The 17,136-nt window shown below is 73.2% G+C and carries 15 protein-coding genes; 11 read left to right on the top strand and 4 right to left on the bottom strand.

Annotated elements, in window-relative coordinates; translation table 11 throughout:
* Positions 1 to 34: 34 nt before the first annotated feature.
* The 6 genes from CFI00_RS04150 (at position 35) to CFI00_RS04175 (ending at position 7,290) form a co-directional block, all read left to right on the top strand.
* The gene (locus CFI00_RS04150) at positions 35 to 850 is read left to right on the top strand and encodes a PP2C family serine/threonine-protein phosphatase (protein WP_207084022.1); all 816 of its coding nucleotides are present in this window, start codon (positions 35 to 37) and stop codon (positions 848 to 850) included.
* Positions 847 to 1,941, top strand: a complete 1,095-nt coding sequence (locus tag CFI00_RS04155) for an FHA domain-containing protein (RefSeq protein WP_207084023.1) — start codon at positions 847 to 849, stop codon at positions 1,939 to 1,941. Before CFI00_RS04150 ends, CFI00_RS04155 begins: the two co-directional genes overlap by 4 nt.
* 11 nt (positions 1,942 to 1,952) lie before the next feature.
* Positions 1,953 to 3,101 carry an RDD family protein gene (locus CFI00_RS23825; protein ID WP_207084024.1) on the top strand — a complete coding sequence of 383 codons (1,149 nt, stop codon included), beginning with the start codon at positions 1,953 to 1,955 and terminating at the stop codon, positions 3,099 to 3,101.
* A gap of 56 nt (positions 3,102 to 3,157) precedes the next feature.
* Positions 3,158 to 4,993 (top strand): helix-turn-helix domain-containing protein, encoded by a 1,836-nt coding sequence (locus CFI00_RS04165; RefSeq protein ID WP_207084025.1) that lies wholly within the window; start codon positions 3,158 to 3,160, stop codon positions 4,991 to 4,993.
* A 95-nt stretch (positions 4,994 to 5,088) separates the two neighbouring features.
* Complete coding sequence (locus CFI00_RS04170; RefSeq protein ID WP_207084026.1) at positions 5,089 to 5,859, top strand: 3-hydroxybutyrate dehydrogenase; 771 nt, start codon at positions 5,089 to 5,091, stop codon at positions 5,857 to 5,859.
* A 60-nt stretch (positions 5,860 to 5,919) separates the two neighbouring features.
* On the top strand, positions 5,920 to 7,290 hold the full coding sequence (locus CFI00_RS04175; RefSeq protein ID WP_207084027.1) for an MFS transporter: 1,371 nt from the start codon (positions 5,920 to 5,922) through the stop codon (positions 7,288 to 7,290).
* A gap of 86 nt (positions 7,291 to 7,376) precedes the next feature.
* Here the strand turns inward: CFI00_RS04175 and CFI00_RS04180 are convergent, their stop codons facing one another.
* On the bottom strand, positions 7,377 to 9,488 hold the full coding sequence (locus tag CFI00_RS04180; protein WP_207084028.1) for a S8 family serine peptidase: 2,112 nt from the start codon (positions 9,486 to 9,488) through the stop codon (positions 7,377 to 7,379).
* 211 nt (positions 9,489 to 9,699) lie between these two features.
* Between CFI00_RS04180 and CFI00_RS04185 the strand changes: the two genes are divergently transcribed.
* Positions 9,700 to 10,095, top strand: a complete 396-nt coding sequence (locus CFI00_RS04185) for a cold-shock protein (protein WP_207084029.1) — start codon at positions 9,700 to 9,702, stop codon at positions 10,093 to 10,095.
* 24 nt (positions 10,096 to 10,119) lie between these two features.
* On the opposite strand, the gene CFI00_RS04190 is transcribed toward CFI00_RS04185, so the two are convergent.
* Complete coding sequence (locus CFI00_RS04190) at positions 10,120 to 11,550, bottom strand: MFS transporter (RefSeq protein ID WP_242532671.1); 1,431 nt, start codon at positions 11,548 to 11,550, stop codon at positions 10,120 to 10,122.
* Positions 11,551 to 11,649: 99 nt separating this feature from the next.
* Between CFI00_RS04190 and CFI00_RS04195 the strand changes: the two genes are divergently transcribed.
* On the top strand, positions 11,650 to 12,444 hold the full coding sequence (locus CFI00_RS04195) for a DUF3027 domain-containing protein (protein ID WP_207084031.1): 795 nt from the start codon (positions 11,650 to 11,652) through the stop codon (positions 12,442 to 12,444).
* A 94-nt stretch (positions 12,445 to 12,538) separates the two neighbouring features.
* On the opposite strand, the gene CFI00_RS04200 is transcribed toward CFI00_RS04195, so the two are convergent.
* Positions 12,539 to 13,180: a class I SAM-dependent methyltransferase gene (locus CFI00_RS04200; protein WP_207084032.1), complete on the bottom strand. Its 642-nt coding sequence runs from the start codon at positions 13,178 to 13,180 to the stop codon at positions 12,539 to 12,541.
* The gene (locus CFI00_RS04205) at positions 13,177 to 13,464 is read right to left on the bottom strand and encodes a DUF2530 domain-containing protein (RefSeq protein ID WP_242532672.1); all 288 of its coding nucleotides are present in this window, start codon (positions 13,462 to 13,464) and stop codon (positions 13,177 to 13,179) included. Before CFI00_RS04205 ends, CFI00_RS04200 begins: the two co-directional genes overlap by 4 nt.
* Before the next feature lie 71 nt (positions 13,465 to 13,535).
* On the opposite strand from CFI00_RS04205, the gene CFI00_RS04210 reads away from it, so the two are divergent.
* From CFI00_RS04210 to CFI00_RS04220, 3 genes are all read left to right on the top strand, one after another.
* Entirely contained in the window at positions 13,536 to 15,017 is a 1,482-nt protein-coding gene (locus CFI00_RS04210) for an NCS2 family permease (RefSeq protein WP_207084033.1), read from the top strand.
* Between the two features lie 173 nt (positions 15,018 to 15,190).
* A complete protein-coding gene (locus CFI00_RS04215; protein ID WP_242532673.1) occupies positions 15,191 to 15,634 on the top strand; it encodes a MarR family transcriptional regulator in 444 nt (147 codons plus the stop codon).
* 13 nt (positions 15,635 to 15,647) lie between these two features.
* A complete protein-coding gene (locus tag CFI00_RS04220) occupies positions 15,648 to 16,931 on the top strand; it encodes an MFS transporter (RefSeq protein ID WP_207085369.1) in 1,284 nt (427 codons plus the stop codon).
* The last annotated feature ends 205 nt before the right edge of the window (positions 16,932 to 17,136 follow it).

Genomic DNA, 17,136 nt, shown 5'->3' on the forward strand with positions numbered 1-17,136 from the left:
CCCACATCTCGACACGGGGCGAAGAGGGCCGGGCATGAAGAACGTCGATCTCCACCACGGCGCGGCGACCGACGTCGGACTCGTGCGCAAGGTCAACGAGGACTCCTTCCTGGTGGCGCCGCCGATCTTCGTGGTCGCCGACGGGATGGGCGGGCACTCCGGCGGGGACGTCGCCAGCCAGATGGTGGTCGAGGAGTTCCAGCGCCTCTCCGAGGTCTACGACCCGGCCCGCGGGGCCGAGCACGTCGCGGGCGCGTTCGCCCGCGCACAGGCCCGCATCGTCGACTTCGGCAACGCCCACCGCGCGCTCCAGCCGGGCTGGCACGCCGGCACGACCGCCGTCGTCGCGGCCCTGGTCGACGACGACGGCGTGGCGAAGTGGCTGCTGGCCAACCTCGGCGACTCCCGCATCTACCGCGTCACCGAGGGGCGGCTCGAGCAGATCAGCGTCGACCACTCGGTCGTGCAGGAGCTCATCGACGCCGGACAGATCACCGAGCAGCAGGCGGCCGTCCACCCCGAGCGCCACGTCATCACCCGCGCGCTCGGCAGCCCCGAGGGCATCGAGCCCGACTTCTTCCTCCTGCCCCTCGGCTCGGTCGAGCGCCTCCTGCTCTGCAGCGACGGGGTCACGGGGATGATCGAGGACAAGGAGATCGAGGACATCCTCGAGACCATCGCCGACCCCCGCGACGCGGCCGACGGGCTGGTGCGCGCCGCGGTCGCGGCAGGTGGTCGCGACAACGCCACGGCCGTCGTCGTCGATGTGGTGGGATTGGTCAAGGACGCCACCTACGACTCACAGCGCCAGCTGCAGAGTCTCGAATCCAAGCTGGGGGGACGACTGTGAGCACAGAGCCGAGGTTCGCGGCAGGGGACTGGTACGCCGTCGCGGGCGAGCGCGTGACCGTCCTGCTCCCGGGCAGCCAGCGCGACCGCGTCGCGCGGCTGTGGGACCTGACCGACTCCGGCGCCGACGTCGACGCCGTCCTCGACGCGCTGCTCGCCGGCGGGCTCTCCTCCCTCGACCACTTCGCGCTCGTCGCCCACGGTGACGACGCGACGCGGCTCATCGTGCGCGGTGCCCCCACCGCCACCGTGTCCTCCACCTCCGGTGACGACCTGGTGAGCGCGACGCCGGGCACGACCTGGGCCGAGCGGCTGGTCACCGGTGTCACCAGCATCCGCGTGACCCTGACCGGCGACGGCGAGGCGGACCGCGTCCTCACCCCAGGTCTGGCGCGCGTGTCGGTCGTCGAGTTCGGCGCGCCCGCCCCGTCCGACACACCTGCCCCGACACCGGCGCCCGTCGCGGTGGAGCCGAAGCCCGAACCCGAACCCGAGCCCGAACCCGAACCCGAACCCGAGCCCCAGGCCGTCCAGCCCGAGCCGGTCGCCGTTCCCGAGCCCGCCGCAGCTCCGCTGCACTTCGGCGAGCCCGACGACGACCCGACGCCCACCGGCGAGACCCCGGTGGTCCAGGACGCGTGGCACGACCGCGACGGCCAGACACAGGTCGGCGGCCCCGCCCCCGACTTCGACCGTCCTCCGGTCCCCGGCCAGGAGGTCGCCCCCGAGGTGGTCTCGCACCCGGTCGCGTCGCTGATCTTCTCCACCGGGGACGTGGTCGCGGTGGACCGCACCGTCCTGGTCGGCCGTGCCCCCGAGGCCCGCCGCTTCGCCTCCCACGACCAGCCCCACGTCGTGACCGTCGCCAGCCCGCAGCAGGAGATCTCCTCGACCCACCTCGAGATCCGGCCCGGCGCCGGCGCCGACCACGGCTCGGCGATCGCCACCGACCTCGGCTCGACCAACGGCACGGTGCTGGCGCAGCCCGGCCTCGAGCCGGAGGAGCTCAGCCCGGGCATCGCGGTCAGCCTGATCCCCGGCGCCGTCCTCGACCTCGGCGACGGCGTCACCATCCAGGTCACCAACGCCTGAGCGACACAGACGTGACCCAGCACCCCCACTCCCTGACCTACCCCGTCGCCCAGCTCGAGCGACGCTTCACCGCCTTCGCCGTCGACCGGCTGCTGGCCTGGAGCCTGCTCGCGATCGTCGGCGTCGTGACGGCACTCGTCGTCGACGACGAGCCCTGGGTCGTCGTCGGGACCGTCGCCGCGACGATGGTCGTGCTGTGGCTGGTGCTGGCCATCGTGACGGGCGTCAGCGGCACCTCCCCCGGCAAGGCGGTGTCGGGCCTGCGTGTCGTGCACCACGGCACCGGCACCCCGATCGGTGTGGGGCCCGCCCTCCTCCGCTCGCTGGTGCTCGGGGCCTCCGGCCTGCCCACCTTCGGCATCGGCATCGCCACCCTGGCCTGGACGGCGGTCGAGGACCGCGGGCGCCAGCGTCGCGGCTGGCACGACCACCTGACCCACACCGTCGTGGTCGACGTACGCCCCGTGGCGGAGGTCGCCGACGCGGCGAGCGAGGAGGGACCACGCCACATCGTGAACCTCACCGCGATGCGCCTCATCCCCGCCCCGCCGGTCGAGGCGGTCCGGACCCCCGAGCGCTCGGAGCACTCGATGCGCCGCCAACCGCTGCCGCCCGAGGTGGTCGCCGCGCCGGGCGGCTCCCCGGTGCCGACGCAGGCGCCGAACCCCACGTCGCCCCCCGCGCAGCCGCCCGCCCCGACGCAGGCCCCGGTCCCAAGCGGCCCGACCCAGGGCTGGCAGCCGCCGCAGCAGGCCCACCGGCCGCCGGCCCCGCCGCAGCACCAGCTCCCTCCGCAGCAGCCGCAGCGCCCCGCGGCGCAACCACCCGCCCGGTGGCGCGTGCACTTCGACAACGGTGAGAGCTTCGTCATCGCGGGGCTCGCGCTCGTCGGGCGGCGTCCCGAGGCCCGCAACGGCGAGCAGGTCGCGCACCTCATCCCGCTCACGTCCGCGGACATGTCGGTGTCGAAGACCCACGCCCAGTTCGGTCCCGCTCCCGACGGCTCCCTCGTGGTCATGGACCGCGGCTCGACCAACGGCACGGTGCTCGTGCGCCGGGGCGTCTCGCGCCAGCTCGCGCCGGGCAAGCCGGCCGCCCTCCTCGACGGCGACAAGGTCGTCTACGGCGACCGCGAGATGGTCATCTCGCGCGAGCACTGAACCCCCGGCCCCTCGCCCGGGTGCGGCCGAGGGACGTGGCGCGGCAGGATGGGGACGTGGCTACGTTCCTCGACCTGCTCTACGACGAGGCGCCGCTGGCTGCCTTCGACGAGCACCTCGCGCGCGCCGAGGCAGGTCTCGACGAGGAGGCAGCGGCGGCGCTGCGGGCCGACTACGACGTCGCGGTGCGCCTGCGCGACCTGATGTCTCGGATGCGCTCGCGCGAGGCCGAGCTGTCAGCCCTCTACGAGACCGCGTCCGACCTGACGGCGATCCGCGACGTCGACACCATCCTGGCGGCGATCGTGCGACGCGCCCGCCAGCTGCTGCACTGCGACATGACCTACCTCTCCCTCAACGACGAGGCCGACGGCGCGTCCTTCATGAAGGTCACCGACGGCGCGCTCACCCGCGAGTTCCAGACCCTGCGGCTGCCGCTCGGCACCGGCCTGCTCGGCCTGGTCGCCCAGACGGGTGCGGCCTACTACACCGAGGACTACTCGACCGACGAGCGCTTCGTGCACCAGGGCTACATCGACGACGCGGTCGCCGGGGAGCAGATCCGCGCGATCCTCGGCGTCCCGCTGGTGCTCGACGGTGTGGTCATCGGCGCGCTCCTGGCCGTGCACCGCTCCGTGCGCCGCTTCCCGCAGAACGAGGTCAGCCTGCTGACGTCCTTCGCCGCGCACGCGGTCGTGGCGCTGGAGAATGCACGCCTCTTCGCCGAGCTCGACGAGGCCAACCGTTCCCTGACGCGCCACACCGAGGCCGTCGACGCGGCGGCGCTGGCCCACGACCGCCTGACCGACCTCCTGCTCGAGGGTGGCGGGGTGTCCGAGGTGGCGCGGGTGCTGTCCGACGTGCTGGGCGGGGAGGCTTCGGTGTGGACGCCGGCGGGCGAGCTGCTGGCCGGGGACGACCCCGGCCTGACGTGGTCGGAGGCGGTCGCGGCGTCGGTGTCCTCGGGACGGTCGGTGTCGATCGGTCCCGGGCTGGTCGCGGCGGCGCTCGCCGGCACCGAGCACGTGGCCACGTTGGTGCTCCGCCGCGATGAGCCGCTGGACCTCGCGGGTCGCCGCACGCTCGAGCGCGGTGCGCTGGTCGCGGCGCTGGTGCTGCTCTTCGCGCGCTCGGTCACCGATGCCGAGGAGCGCCTCGGCGGGCAGCTTCTCGTCGACCTGCTGGAGGCGGACGCGCAGGACCGCGGCCGGCTGCGCGAGCGCGTACGCCGCCACAGCGCGAGCCTCGACGGCCCGGTGGTCGTGGCGGCCGCCAGCATCGACGGCGTCGACCGCCACCGGGCGAGCCGGGCCGTGGTGGCGCTGGCGCGACGGATGTCGGGGCTTGCGGGGGAGCACCGCGGCGCGGTGGTCGTGGTGGTGCCGAGCGAGGCCCCGCACCGGGTCGGTGCCGAGCTCCAGGCCGTGGTCTCCGAGGTCGGGGGCACGGCCACCGTCGGCGTCGCCGCGACCAGCGACGCCCTGGCCGAGGACCGGTTGGTCGCCGCGCACGGAGAGGCCAGACGGTGTCTCGACACGCTGCTGCGCCTGGGGCGGGCGGGGGAGGTCAGCGACCCGACGGGCCTGGGGGTCGCCCGGCTCTTGCTGGGCGACAACGACCCCGAACACGTGGCGGCGTTCGTCGAGGCGATGGTGGGCCCGGTGCGGGCCTGGGACGCGCGGCGCGGCACGGGGCTGATCGCGACGCTGGAGGCGTGGTTCGCCAGTGGCGGCCACCTGCGCGAGACGGCGGCGGCGCTCCACGTGCACCCCAATACGGTGACGCAGCGCCTCGAGCGGGTCGGGGAGCTGCTCGGTCCCGGCTGGCGGGACCCGGCGCGGGGTCTCGACCTCCAGCTGGCGCTCCGGCTGGCCCGGCTCCAGCAGGGCTGAACCTCCGACGGTGTGCCTCACGCACACCACCACCGCCCAAGTGTGGCGGTGGAGACCATGTGCCGTGCGTCACGTCCCTCCCTACGGTGATGCCCATGACCTCCCCCCACCACCCGGCCGCACCCGACCTCGAGGGTCGCCGGGTGCTCGTCACCGGCGCCGCGAGCGGTATCGGCGCGGCGATCGCTGCCCGGCTCGCAGACAGCGGTGCCGAGGTCCACCTCCTCGACCGCGACGAGGAGGGCGTGGCCAAGGTGGCCGCCCAGGTGCACGGCACTGCCCACGTCGCAGACCTCACCGACGAGGCCGCGATCGCGGCACTCGACCTCGAGGTCGACGTCCTGGTCAACAACGCCGGCATCCAGCACGTCGCGCCGATCGAGGACTTCGACCCCGCGCGCTTCCGCACCATCCACGCGCTGATGCTGCACGCCCCGTTCCTGCTGGCCCGCCGGGTGCTGCCCGGCATGTACGCCCGGGGCTGGGGCCGGCTCGTCCACATCTCGAGCGTCCACGGCCACCGGGCGTCGGCGTACAAGTCGGCCTACGTCAGCGCCAAGCACGGGCTCGAGGGCCTCTCCAAGGTCATCGCGCTGGAGGCGGCCGACAAGGGCGTCACCAGCAACACCGTGTGCCCTGGCTACGTCCGCACCCCGCTCGTCGAGGGCCAGCTCGCCGACCAGGCCCGCAGCCACGGCATCGCCGAGGACGAGGTGCTCGACACCGTGCTGCTCGCCCGCACTCCCCTCAAGCGGCTCGTCGAGCCCGAGGAGGTCGCCGAGGCGGTGGCGTTCCTCTGCAGCCCGGCCGCCACCTCGATGACGGGCACGTCGCTGAACCTCGACGGTGGCTGGACCGCCGCCTGACCCTGCTCCACCCGCAGCAGGCACCTGCTGCTCCCTGCACCCCCCGATGAAAGGCACGTCATGTCCACCGACACCTCCACCACGACCGGGACGGGAGCCCCGGGCGCCGAGCCCGGACGCACCGGCATCGTCAAGGTCGTCTTCGCCTCGTTGATCGGCACCGCCGTCGAGTGGTACGACTTCTTCCTCTACGGCTCGGCCGCCGCGCTGGTCTTCGGCACCCTGTTCTTCCCCGAGAGCGAGCCCGCGACGGCCACGCTGCTCGCCTTCGGCACCTACGCCCTCGGCTTCGTCGCCCGCCCGCTGGGCGGCGTCGTCTTCGGCCACTACGGCGACAAGGTCGGCCGCAAGAAGATGCTGGTCTTCTCGCTCTTCCTCATGGGCGTGGCGACCTTCGCGATCGGCCTCCTGCCGACGTACGCCTCCATCGGGGTCGCGGCACCGCTGCTCCTGCTGACCTGCCGCCTGCTCCAGGGCTTCGCGGTCGGCGGCGAGTGGGGCGGCGCGGTGCTGATGGCGGCCGAGCACGGCGACGACTCGCAGCGCGGCTTCTGGTCGTCGTGGCCGCAGGCCGGCGTGGCGCTGGGCAACCTGCTCGCCACCGGCGTGCTGTGGTTGCTCGCCGCCGTCCAGTCCGATGCGGCCTTCGAGTCGTGGGGCTGGCGCATCCCGTTCCTGCTGAGCGCGGTCCTGGTGGGTGTGGGCCTGTGGGTCCGGCTCTCGATCGAGGAGTCGCCCGTCTTCGCCGAGGCCAAGGCCGAGCTGGAGACCAAGGAGAAGCCGCACCTCCCGCTCGTCGAGGTCTTCCGCAAGTACCCCCGCGAGGTCTTCGTGGCGATGGGCATGCGGATGGCGGAGAACATCTCCTACTACCTGTTCACGATCATCTCGATCTCGTTCCTGACGATCTACGCCGGCACCGCCGACGACAAGTCGCTGATCCTCAAGGCGCTGCTCATCGGATCGGTCGTGCACTTCGTGACGATCCCGCTCGTCGGCGCGCTCAGTGACCGGGTCGGTCGCCGGCCGCTCTACCTCGCCGGTGCCGTCGGCGTCGCCGCCTGGTCGTGGGTCTTCTTCGACCTCATCGCCTCTCGCTCCGAGGGCAAGATCATCCTCGCGATCGTCGTCGGGCTCATGCTGCACGCACTGATGTACTCCCCGCAGGCGGCGTTCTTCTCCGAGCTCTTCGGGACCTCGGTGCGCTACACCGGCGCCTCCGTCGGTTACCAGCTCGCGTCGATCTTCGCCGGTGCCCTCGCCCCGATCATCGCCATCGACCTGCTCGGCGCGGCCAGCGAGGGCACGGCCAACGTCGACAAGGTGGCGATCTACATGACGATCGCGTCGGTCCTCACGGTGATCGCGGTGCTCTGCGCCAAGGAGACCAGGGCGACCTCGCTGCGTCACGACCGGGTGCTCGACCGCTGAGGGCCCATCACCACAGCACGCGGGCCGTCGTCCCCCCGGGGGCGACGGCCCGTCGTCGTACGCCGGCAGGTCAGGTGGTCAGCGGGTCAGCGGGTCAGCGCGACCGGCACCCGGGTCACCCCGCCGCGCGCGCCGAGCCACACCACCTGACCGTCGTCGAGGCGACCGGAGGGCTGGGGACCGGAGACGGTCACCGTGAAGTCGGCCGACTGCCCCGGCGCGAGGCGTACGGCGAGCGGGCGGACCGACACCCGGTGGGAGGTGAAGCCGCGCGCGGTGACGGAGAAGTACTCCGCGCGGCTGCCGACGTTGGTCACCGTGCGCACCGCCGAGGTGCGTCCCGCGGTGAGCAGCACCGAGCTGGTGTTGAGGTCGGCGAGCGTGTTGGTGCGCAGCGCGCGACGCCAGTCCGAGGCGTCGACGTCGAGGACCAGGTGGGCGGTGGGGACGCGACCGGGGAGGGCGCCGGCGCCCTGCTGGAGGACGCTCGAGCCGCGGACCGGCCGGGCCGAGGTGACCAGGAGCGAACGCACCCGTGCGGCCGACCAGCCCGGGCGCTCGGCCCGCAGGAGGGCGGCCAGCCCGGCGGCCTCCGCGGTCGCGGCCGAGCTCCCGCTGAAGACACCCCACGTGCGGCCCGTCGTCTCGGGCAGCGCACCGAGCACGGCATCGCCGTCGGCGACGGCGTCGGGCTTGAGGGAGGCGCCGCGGGGGTCGCCCGACGCGCTCCACGGAGCCGTACGCCGGTTGCCCGGGTCGCCGTCCACGCGCGACATCCGCACGCGGGCGTCAGGGTGGCGCGCCACCCAGCGGGCGAACTGCCGGCCCGCGGTGGCGGCGAGGTGGACGGTCGGGACGGAGTGGAAGTCGGCGGTCACGGACCCGGGGCGCTGGTTGACGAGCACCATGGCCCGACCACCGGCCTGGGCGACGGCGCCGGACTTGTCGATGCGACCGATGCCGCCGCGACGGCACACGACGATCCGGTCGGCCACCCGCCGCGAGTCGAGCGCGCCCGGGCGGCACTGCCCGGCGTCACGGCGCGTGACCCCCGGGGCCGGTGCGTCCTGGGCGCGCACGGCGCGGCCCTCGACCGGGGTGGGCCGGCCTCCGCCGGTCCACGAGCGACCACCGGGCAGCGCGAGGCGACCGCGCGACATCCGGCCCACCGCGGAGCCGACCGTCGTCACCCACGGCCCGGCGTGGGCGGCGTACGCCGATCCGGCCGCGTTGCCCGCGGCTCCGACCACGACCACGTCGGCCTCCGCGGCGCCGAGGAGGGCGAGCTGGAGAGTGTCGATGCGCTCGCCGCCGGCGAGCGCGAGGCTCAGCACGTCGACGCCGTCGGCCACGGCCGCGTCGACCGCGGCGACCACGTCGGCGGTCGAGCACCCGTCGTCGGCCGGGTCCGGGGCTCCCCAGCACGCCTTGTAGGCGGCGATGCGCGCCTGCGGGGCGACCCCGCCGAAGGAGCCGGCGTCGCGGTCGTCGACGCGCACGCTCACCGCGGCGTTGCCGGCGGCGACGGAGGACACCTGGGTGCCGTGACCGAGGACGTCGAGGGCGGACAGGGACTCGGAGGAGCGGATGCGGTCCGCGCCGAAGCCGTCGACGAACCACCGGGCGCCGACGACCTTGCGGGTGCAGTCCGAGGTCGACCAGCCCTCGCCCTCGCTGCAGGTGCCGGTGAAGCCGCGTGGGTCGGCCCCGAGTCCGGGCACGTCCGCGAAGGCAGGGGAGCCGGGAGCGATGCCCGAGTCGACGACGCCCACCACGACCCCGGCCCCGCCCCGCAGGCGCCGGCTGTCGGCGGCGCCGCGGATGGCTGCCATCGACGTACGACCCGCGAGCGGGCGGACCGTGTCGGGCTCGACGGTGGCGACGCCCGGCTGGTCGTCGAGGATGCTGACCTGGGCAGGGCTCAGGTCGGCGGCGAAGCCGTTGAGCGCCGTGGTCCAGCGGTAGACGGGCTCGGCACCGACGGTCGCGAGCACCGCGTCCTGGCGGGCGAGCAGGTCCTCGGCGTCCGCACGGCCGGCGGCGGTGCCGGCGCCCGCGAGGGTGACGAGGGTGAGGGGCCGGGGCGGCACGGCGGCGGTGGGCCCGTCGTCAGCCGCTGCCGGGGCAGTGGTGGGGAGCGCGAGCGAGAGCACGAGTACGCCGCATCCGAGGAACCGTCGTGCCGTAGGTGCCCGCATGTCGTCTGCTCCCTTCGAGCCGCTCCCGCTGTCCGGACGACGATTTTTCCATGGCGCCGTCCACCCTCGCCGCCGGTCCCCGCCGGGGGCGTGAGCAGATCAGACTACGTCTTCGCGCAACCCGATGGTGGCCGGTCGCCGGGTCCGCCTATTCTTTGCCCGCGCCCCGTAAACCCACGGTGTCGGCGGTTGAGGTGAGTGGAGTGGATCCGTGCCCAGTGGCAAGGTGAAGTGGTTCGACGCGGACAAGGGCTTCGGCTTCCTGTCCCAGGACGACGGCCCGGACGTCTACGTCCACTCCGACGCACTGCCTGAGGGGATCACCACCCTCAAGGCCGGCACGAAGGTGGAGTTCGGGATCGCGCAGGGCCGCCGGGGCGACCAGGCGCTGCAGGTGCGCGTGGTCGACGCGCCCGCCTCGGTGACGCGCAACCAGCGCAACGCCCAGCGCAAGCAGCCGGAGGCGATGGTCACCATCGTCGAGGACCTCATCAAGATGCTCGAGGGCGTCGAGGAGGGTTACCGCCGGGGTCGCCACCCCGAGCGCGCCTCCGCCCGCGGCACCGCGAAGGTGCTGCGCGCGCTCGCCGACGAGCTCGAGATCTGAGCCCCGACCCGGCGTCGTACGTCCTCAGGCGCGAGCCGGGGCCGTCGAGCCGGGTCGGCTGACCAGCACGAACGCCGCCCACGCCCCGAGGACGCCGGCAGCGATGCCGAGGCCAAGCTGCGGCATGAGGGGCAGGGCGATCCCGACGAACCCGCCGATCACCCACGCGAGCTGGAGCGTGGTGTCGGAGCGGGCGAACGCGCTCGCCTGGATGCGTCCGGGGACGTCGCGCTGGATCGTGGAGTCGAGCGAGAGCTTGGCCAGCGACTGTGCCAGCCCGGCCGTGAGGCCCAGCAGCACGAGGGTCACCAGCCCGTAGAACAGTGCGGCGAGCGCGGCGACCGCGACGTCGGCGAGGAGGGCCAGCACCACTGTGACCGCTGGGTTCAGGCGCTTGAGCACCGACCCGATCGTGATGCCGAGGGTGTTGCCGAGCCCCGCGGCCCCGATGACCAGGCCCAGCAGGACCTCGGGCCTCCACTCGCCGATCGGGTTGTCACGCAGCAGGAACGCCATGAACATCGTGAGGAACCCCGAGAGCCACCGGGGCCCGCAGTTGGCGCGGAGCGCGAAGGCGACCGCGGCCGGGATCCGGGTGCGCGGTCGGCGGCCGGTCGGGCGGGTGGTGGAGGTGTCGCTCTCCCCGGTGAGCACGAGCTCGCCCTCGCCCTGGCTGGCGTCGACCTTGTCCGGCAGCCGGATCGCCCAGATCGTCGCGAGCACGAACACCACGAAGCCGTAGCGCAGCGACCACTCGGGGCCGAACGTCGAGGCCAGGATCGCCAGCGGCGCCGAGATGCCGGCACCCACCACGCCGGCCAGTGAGACCCGGGCGTTGGCCTTGACGAGGGTGAGGTCCGGCGGCAGCAGGCGAGGGACCGCGGCGGCCCGCGTGACGCCGTACGCCTTGGACGCCACCAGGCACCCGAGCGCGGCGGGGAACAACCACCCCGACTCCGTCACCACGGCGGTCGCGAGGACCCAGCACAGGAAGCAGCGGATCGCCATGGTGGCGCCGACCGCCCACCGGCGGCCGTGGCTGAAGCGGTCGAGGAACGGCCCGATCAGGGGCGCCACGATCGCAAAGGGGAGCATGGTCAGGCCGAGGAACAGCGCGACCTGACCGCGCGCCTCCCCGGTGGGGACCTGGAAGAACAGGGTGCCGGCCAGCGAGATGGCCACCGCGGCGTCCCCGGCGGCGTTGAAGGCGTGCAGCTCGATCAACCGCGACAGCCCGGAGTCGCCGGCACCCTCGGCCCGGGCCGCCCGGCGCGCCTGCGACACGGCGTAGTGGCCGGCGGTGCCGGCGCCGCGGCCCGCCACCCGCGCACCCCTGCCGGCGGCCCTGACGCCACGCGCGGCACCCGACAGCGAGCGGCGTACGGTCCCGGAGCGGGGTGGGGACGACGACTGCGACCGGGGCCCCGGGGACGGGTCGGGGCGCTCTGAGGTCACGGGCACCATCTTGGCCTACGGGCCCGACACCGCGGGTGCAGACGTCCCGGTGCGCGTCCCGACGGGACAGGACCGCGGTGCGTTTGCCACAATGCGCAGGTGATCGCTCTTCCCACCCGTGCCGGCAAGCCCGACACCACCCTCGCCAAGGCCGTCGACCTGGCCCGAGATGTGGTCCTCGAGGTCGCCGAGCCCGCCGAGGTGGGCGACCACCTGGGCGCGCACGCCGAAGGTGAGCGCATCGTCACCCACCAGTTCGCGTGCGTCCGCCCCGGCTACCCGGGGTGGTACTGGTCGGTCACGCTGACCCGCGCCAAGCGCGGCAAGGACCTGACCGTCAACGAGGTCGTGCTGCTCCCCGGTGACGACGCGATCGTCGCGCCGGCCTGGGTCCCCTACAAGGAGCGGCTCCAGCCCGGTGACCTCTCGCCCGGTGACCTGCTGCCCGTGGAGGACGAGGACGTCCGCCTCGTCCCGACCTACCTCGTCGGCGACGACCCGCTCGACCCGCCGATGGACGCCGACGCCCGGGCGCAGGTGCGTCGCGTGGCCGAGGACCTCGGCCTGGGCCGCGTCCGCACCCTGAGCCGCGAGGGCATCGACATGGCTGCCGAGCGGTGGTACGCCGGCTCCGGCGGGCCCGAGTCGCCGCTCGCCAAGAGCGCTCCGGACAGCTGCTGGTCCTGCGGGTTCCTCGTGCGGATCAGCGGCTCGCTCTCGGAGACCTTCGGCGTCTGCGCCAACGGCAACGCCAACGACGACGGCCGGGTCGTCAGCCTCGACCACGGCTGCGGCGCCCACTCCGAGGTCAAGCTCGCCCGCAAGCAGCAGCCGCTGCCGATGCCCGAGCACGTCTTCGACACCCTCACCGACGACGAGTACGAGCTGATCTGAGCCGCCCAGTCACGACCAAGGCACGAGGTCGGGACGTGGGGACGGCCGGATTGAGCGAGTCGAGATCTCCCCGGGAGGGGCTGGCCGGGTACAGCTAGAGCGCGTGCCCGAAGGCCGTCTGGGCGCCCGGCGCGTCGTCGCGTGACAGCACCCACACCGCGTAGTCCGGCGAGGCCGGGTGCAGCTCGTAGGAGCCGAAGAGGTGGTCGACGCGCAGCCCGGCCGCAATCGCGTCGGTCCGGAACTCCTCGGGGCTGTAGTCCCGGGCGGTGGCCGGCCCGTCGACGGGGTGGAACCCCACCAGCACCCGGCCGCCCGGTGCCAGCGTCTCGCGCACCCGCCGCAGGACCTCCCGCTCGGTGCCCTCGGCGACGAAGACCATGACGTTGCCGACGAGCACCGCCAGGTCCACGCTCGCGCGCAGCCCGGACAGGTCGGCCTCCAGGACGTCGGAGTGGAGCACCTCGAGGTCAAGGTAGGTGTGTCGCGACTGCTCGACCAGCGCGGGGTCGGGCTCGACCGCGACCACGCGGTGTCCACGTGCCTGCAGGGCGGCGGCCACCCGGCCCATGCCCGAGCCGACGTCGAGCACGCGCGCGCCGCGCGGGGCGAGCACGTCGGCCAGCCGGGCCTCGCCGTCCACGTCGGACCCGTCGGCCACCAGCTGCGCGAACCTCGCGCCGTAGCCCCGGTTGCCCTCGCCGGCGAGCTCCCAGCGGGTCGGCCGGTGGGTCATGCCACGCCCTGCTGCGCCGCGCGCTCCTTGCGGCGCCGTCGGCAGTACTCCAGCCCGCAGAGGCCGAGGCCGAAGCCGGCCAGGCAGGTCCACAGCCACCAGGTGCGGCCGTTGTCCTGGAGCGTGCCCCAGAAGGGGAGCAGGGCCAGGAAGCCCAGCAGCCACAGCGCGGTGCCGACCTCGGTGGTGCGTACGCCGTCGACGTCGAGCGGCGCGACCTGCGCCACGATGTAGGTGCGGCTGCCGATCTCGTGCTGCGTCGGCTGCTCGTCACCCAGGTCCACGCGGTCACGCTACACACGTGGGTGACCGCACGACACACGGACGTAGCACGGGTCTGCCAGACTGCCGTCCCGTGAACGACGAGAGCACGACCACACCGCAGTCCACGAAGCCCTCCGGCCTCGACGGGTTCTTCGACATCAGCCGACGGGGATCGACGGTGGGTCGCGAGGTCCGCGGCGGCGTCGTCACCTTCTTGACGATGGCCTACATCATCGTGCTGAACCCGCTCATCCTCGGCTTCGTGCCCGACTCGACCGGGGCCTACCTCGGCGGCGGCACGGGTGACGGGTCGAACCTGCCGGTGATCGCGGCCGGCACGGCGCTGGTCGCAGGGGTGTTGACCATCCTCATGGGCACGGTCGCCAACTTCCCGCTCGCGCTCGCCACGGGGCTGGGCCTCAACGCCTTCGTCGCGAACGCCATCGCGACCCGGTCCACCTGGGAGGACGCGATGGGCCTCGTCGTCCTCGAGGGCATCATCATCCTCGTCCTCGTGCTGACGGGCTTCCGCAAGGCCGTGTTCCACGCGGTGCCGCAGCAGCTGAAGATCGCGATCTCGGTGGGCATCGGGCTCTTCATCGCCCTGATCGGCTTCGTCGACGCGGGCTTCGTGACCCGCATCCCGGACGCCGCGCTGACGACCGTCCCGGTCCAGCTCGGCAACGGCGGCACGCTGAGCGGGTGGCCGGTGCTGGTCTTCGCGGTCGGCGTCGTGCTCATCATCGCCCTGTGGGTACGCCAGGTGCGCGGCGCGATCCTGATCTCGATCGTCGCCACGGCGGTGCTCGCCTTCGTGCTGCAGGCCGTCCTCGACCTCGGTTCGGTCGCGGAGGAGGGCCCGGGCAACTGGTCGCTCAACGTCCCCGAGCTCAACGGCGTCATCGACGTGCCCGACTTCGGGACCCTGGGGCAGTTCGACCTCTTCGGTGCGTTCTCCTCGGTCGGCGTGCTCGCCGCACTCCTGCTCGCCTTCACCCTCCTGCTGGCCGACTTCTTCGACACCATGGGCACGATGACCGCGATCGGTGCGGAGGCCGGCCTCAACGACGAGGAGGGCATCCCGCCGAACTCCCAGCGGATCCTCATCGTGGACTCGGTCGCCGCGATGGCCGGCGGCGCGGCCGGCGTCTCGTCCAACACCTCCTACATCGAGTCGGCGTCCGGGGTGGGCGAGGGTGCGCGCACCGGGCTCGCGTCGGTCGTGACCGGGCTGCTGTTCCTGCTGGCCACCTTCTTCGCCCCGATCGTCGAGGCGATCCCGTCCGAGGCTGCCGTACCGGCGCTCGTGCTGGTCGGCTTCCTGATGATGCAGCAGGTCAAGGGCATCGCGTGGGACGACCTCGAGATCGCCATCCCGGCCTTCCTGACCATCGTGCTGATGCCCTTCACCTACTCGATCTCGGTCGGCATCGGCGCCGGCTTCCTGGCGTACGTCCTGATCAAGCTCGTCGTCGGCAAGGTCCGGGAGGTCCACCCGCTCATGTGGATCGTCGCCGCGCTCTTCGTCGTCTACTTCGCGATCGAGCCGATCACCTCCTGGCTGACCACCTGAGCGCGCTTCCGGCGCCTGATGGGATCCCCGGTCAACCGGGGGTCCCACAGGTTGTCGGCCTTTGCAGAGCCTGACAACGTGAGGGATCCCCGGTCAGCCGGGGATCCCTCACGCGCACTCAGCGTGCAGCTCCGCAGGAATTGTTAGCGAAGGTAATGAGTTATGCTAACGACATGCCGACCGCCGACCTCCGCACCCACGCCGGGCTCGCCTCCGAGCTCCGGGCGGGTGTCATGCGCCTGCGTCGCCGCCTCGCCGCCGAGCGCCACCCGGACAACGACCTGAGCATCGGCCAGATGGTCGTGCTGGGGCTCCTGGTGCGGTGCGGCGACCAGACCGTGGGCGAGCTGGCCCGCGCCGAGCGCGTGCAGCCGCCGTCGATGACCCGCACGGTCAACTGCCTGGAGTCCGACGGCTACGTCGTACGCCGGGCGCACGAGACCGACGGGCGCCAGGTCGTGGTGGCTCTCACCGACGCCGGCCGCGCGGCCGTGCTGGCCGACCGCCAGCGCCGCGACGCCTGGTTGGCCCAGCAGCTCGCGGGGCTCACCCCCGCCGAGCGGGCCACCCTGCGCGACGCCGCGCCGATCCTCGCCCGACTTGCCCTGACCGACTGACGACCGAGGAGTCATCACGAGTCCCACGTTCCGCTCCCTCGCCAACCCCAACTACCGCCGCTACGCCACCGGCGGTGTCGTGTCCAACACCGGCACCTGGATGCAGCGCGTCGCCCAGGACTGGCTGGTCCTCCAGCTCGCCGTGGGTTCGGGCGCCACGGCGCTCGGCATCACCACCGGCCTCCAGTTCCTCCCGTTCCTGCTGCTGACGCCGGTGGCCGGCCTCATCGCCGACCGGATGCCCAAGCAGCGGCTGCTGCAGCTCACCAATCTCGGCATGGCGCTGCCCGCCGCCGTGCTCGGCCTGCTCGCCGTCACCGGCTCCGCCGAGGTCTGGCACGTCTACGTCCTGGCCTTCCTGCTCGGCTGCGCGTCGGCCTTCGACGCCCCGGCGCGCCAGTCCTTCGTCTCCGAGCTCGTCGACCCGGTCGACCTCACCAACGCGGTCGGCCTCAACTCCGCCAGCTTCAACGCCGCGCGCCTCGTCGGCCCCGGCCTGGCCGGCGTGCTGATCGCCGCCTTCGGTGGGGGAGCGGTGGCGACCGGGTGGGTCATCCTGCTCAACGCGGTGTCGTACGCCGCCCCGATCTGGTCGCTGCGCCACCTCGACCTGGCCCGGATCGACGCCGCGGCGCCCGCCGACCGCGGTCCCGGCGCCATCCGGGAGGGTGTGGCCTACGTCCGCGCCCGGCCGGACCTGCTGCTCGTGCTGAGCATGGTCTTCTTCGCCGGCACCTTCGGGCTGAACTTCCAGATCACCTCGGCGCTCATGGCCACCGAGGTCTTCGGCAAGGGGCCGCAGGAGTTCGGGCTGCTCGGCACCTTCCTCGCGGTCGGCTCGCTCACCGGCTCCCTGCTGGCCGCGCGCCGCGCCGAGGTGCGCCACCGCCTCGTCGTCGGGTCCGCGATCGCCTTCGGCGCCACGGTGATGCTGGCCGGGCTGATGCCGTCCTACCTCACCTTCGCGCTCCTCGCGCCCGTCACGGGGCTCACCGCGCTGACCTTCATCACGAGCGCCAACACCTACATGCAGCTCCACACCGATGCGGGCGTCCGCGGCCGGGTGATGGCGCTCTACCTGATGATCTTCATGGGCGGCACTCCCGTCGGTGCCCCGATCATCGGCTGGATCGGGCAGGAGTACGGCGCCCGCTGGACGCTGCTCGGCGGCGGACTCATGACGATCCTCGGTGTGGGGGTGTCTGCCATCATGTACCTGCGGCTCGAGAAGGCGCGCCGCGAGCGTGGCGCCGAGGCGGGCGTGCCGCTCGCGGAACCGGCTCCTGCGGCGTTTTGACCGTGGCAGTCACGCCCGAGTAGCCTCAATCCTCGTGTCTGGCACGTCCAGACCCCTGCGCATGCTCCTAGAGCCGCGGCCCCTCGAGGCGCCGCGCCCGGCTCGGCGCAGCAGCTCCACCGCACAAGGCACGTCGCAGCAACGCATGACATCCGAGTCCGGCACCTCGCCGGGCCGTGACGAGAAGACAGAGAGAGGGAACCAC

Origin of the sequence: Nocardioides sp. S5 (assembly GCF_017310035.1) — a bacterium.
Taxonomy (GTDB): Bacteria; Actinomycetota; Actinomycetes; order Propionibacteriales; family Nocardioidaceae; genus Nocardioides.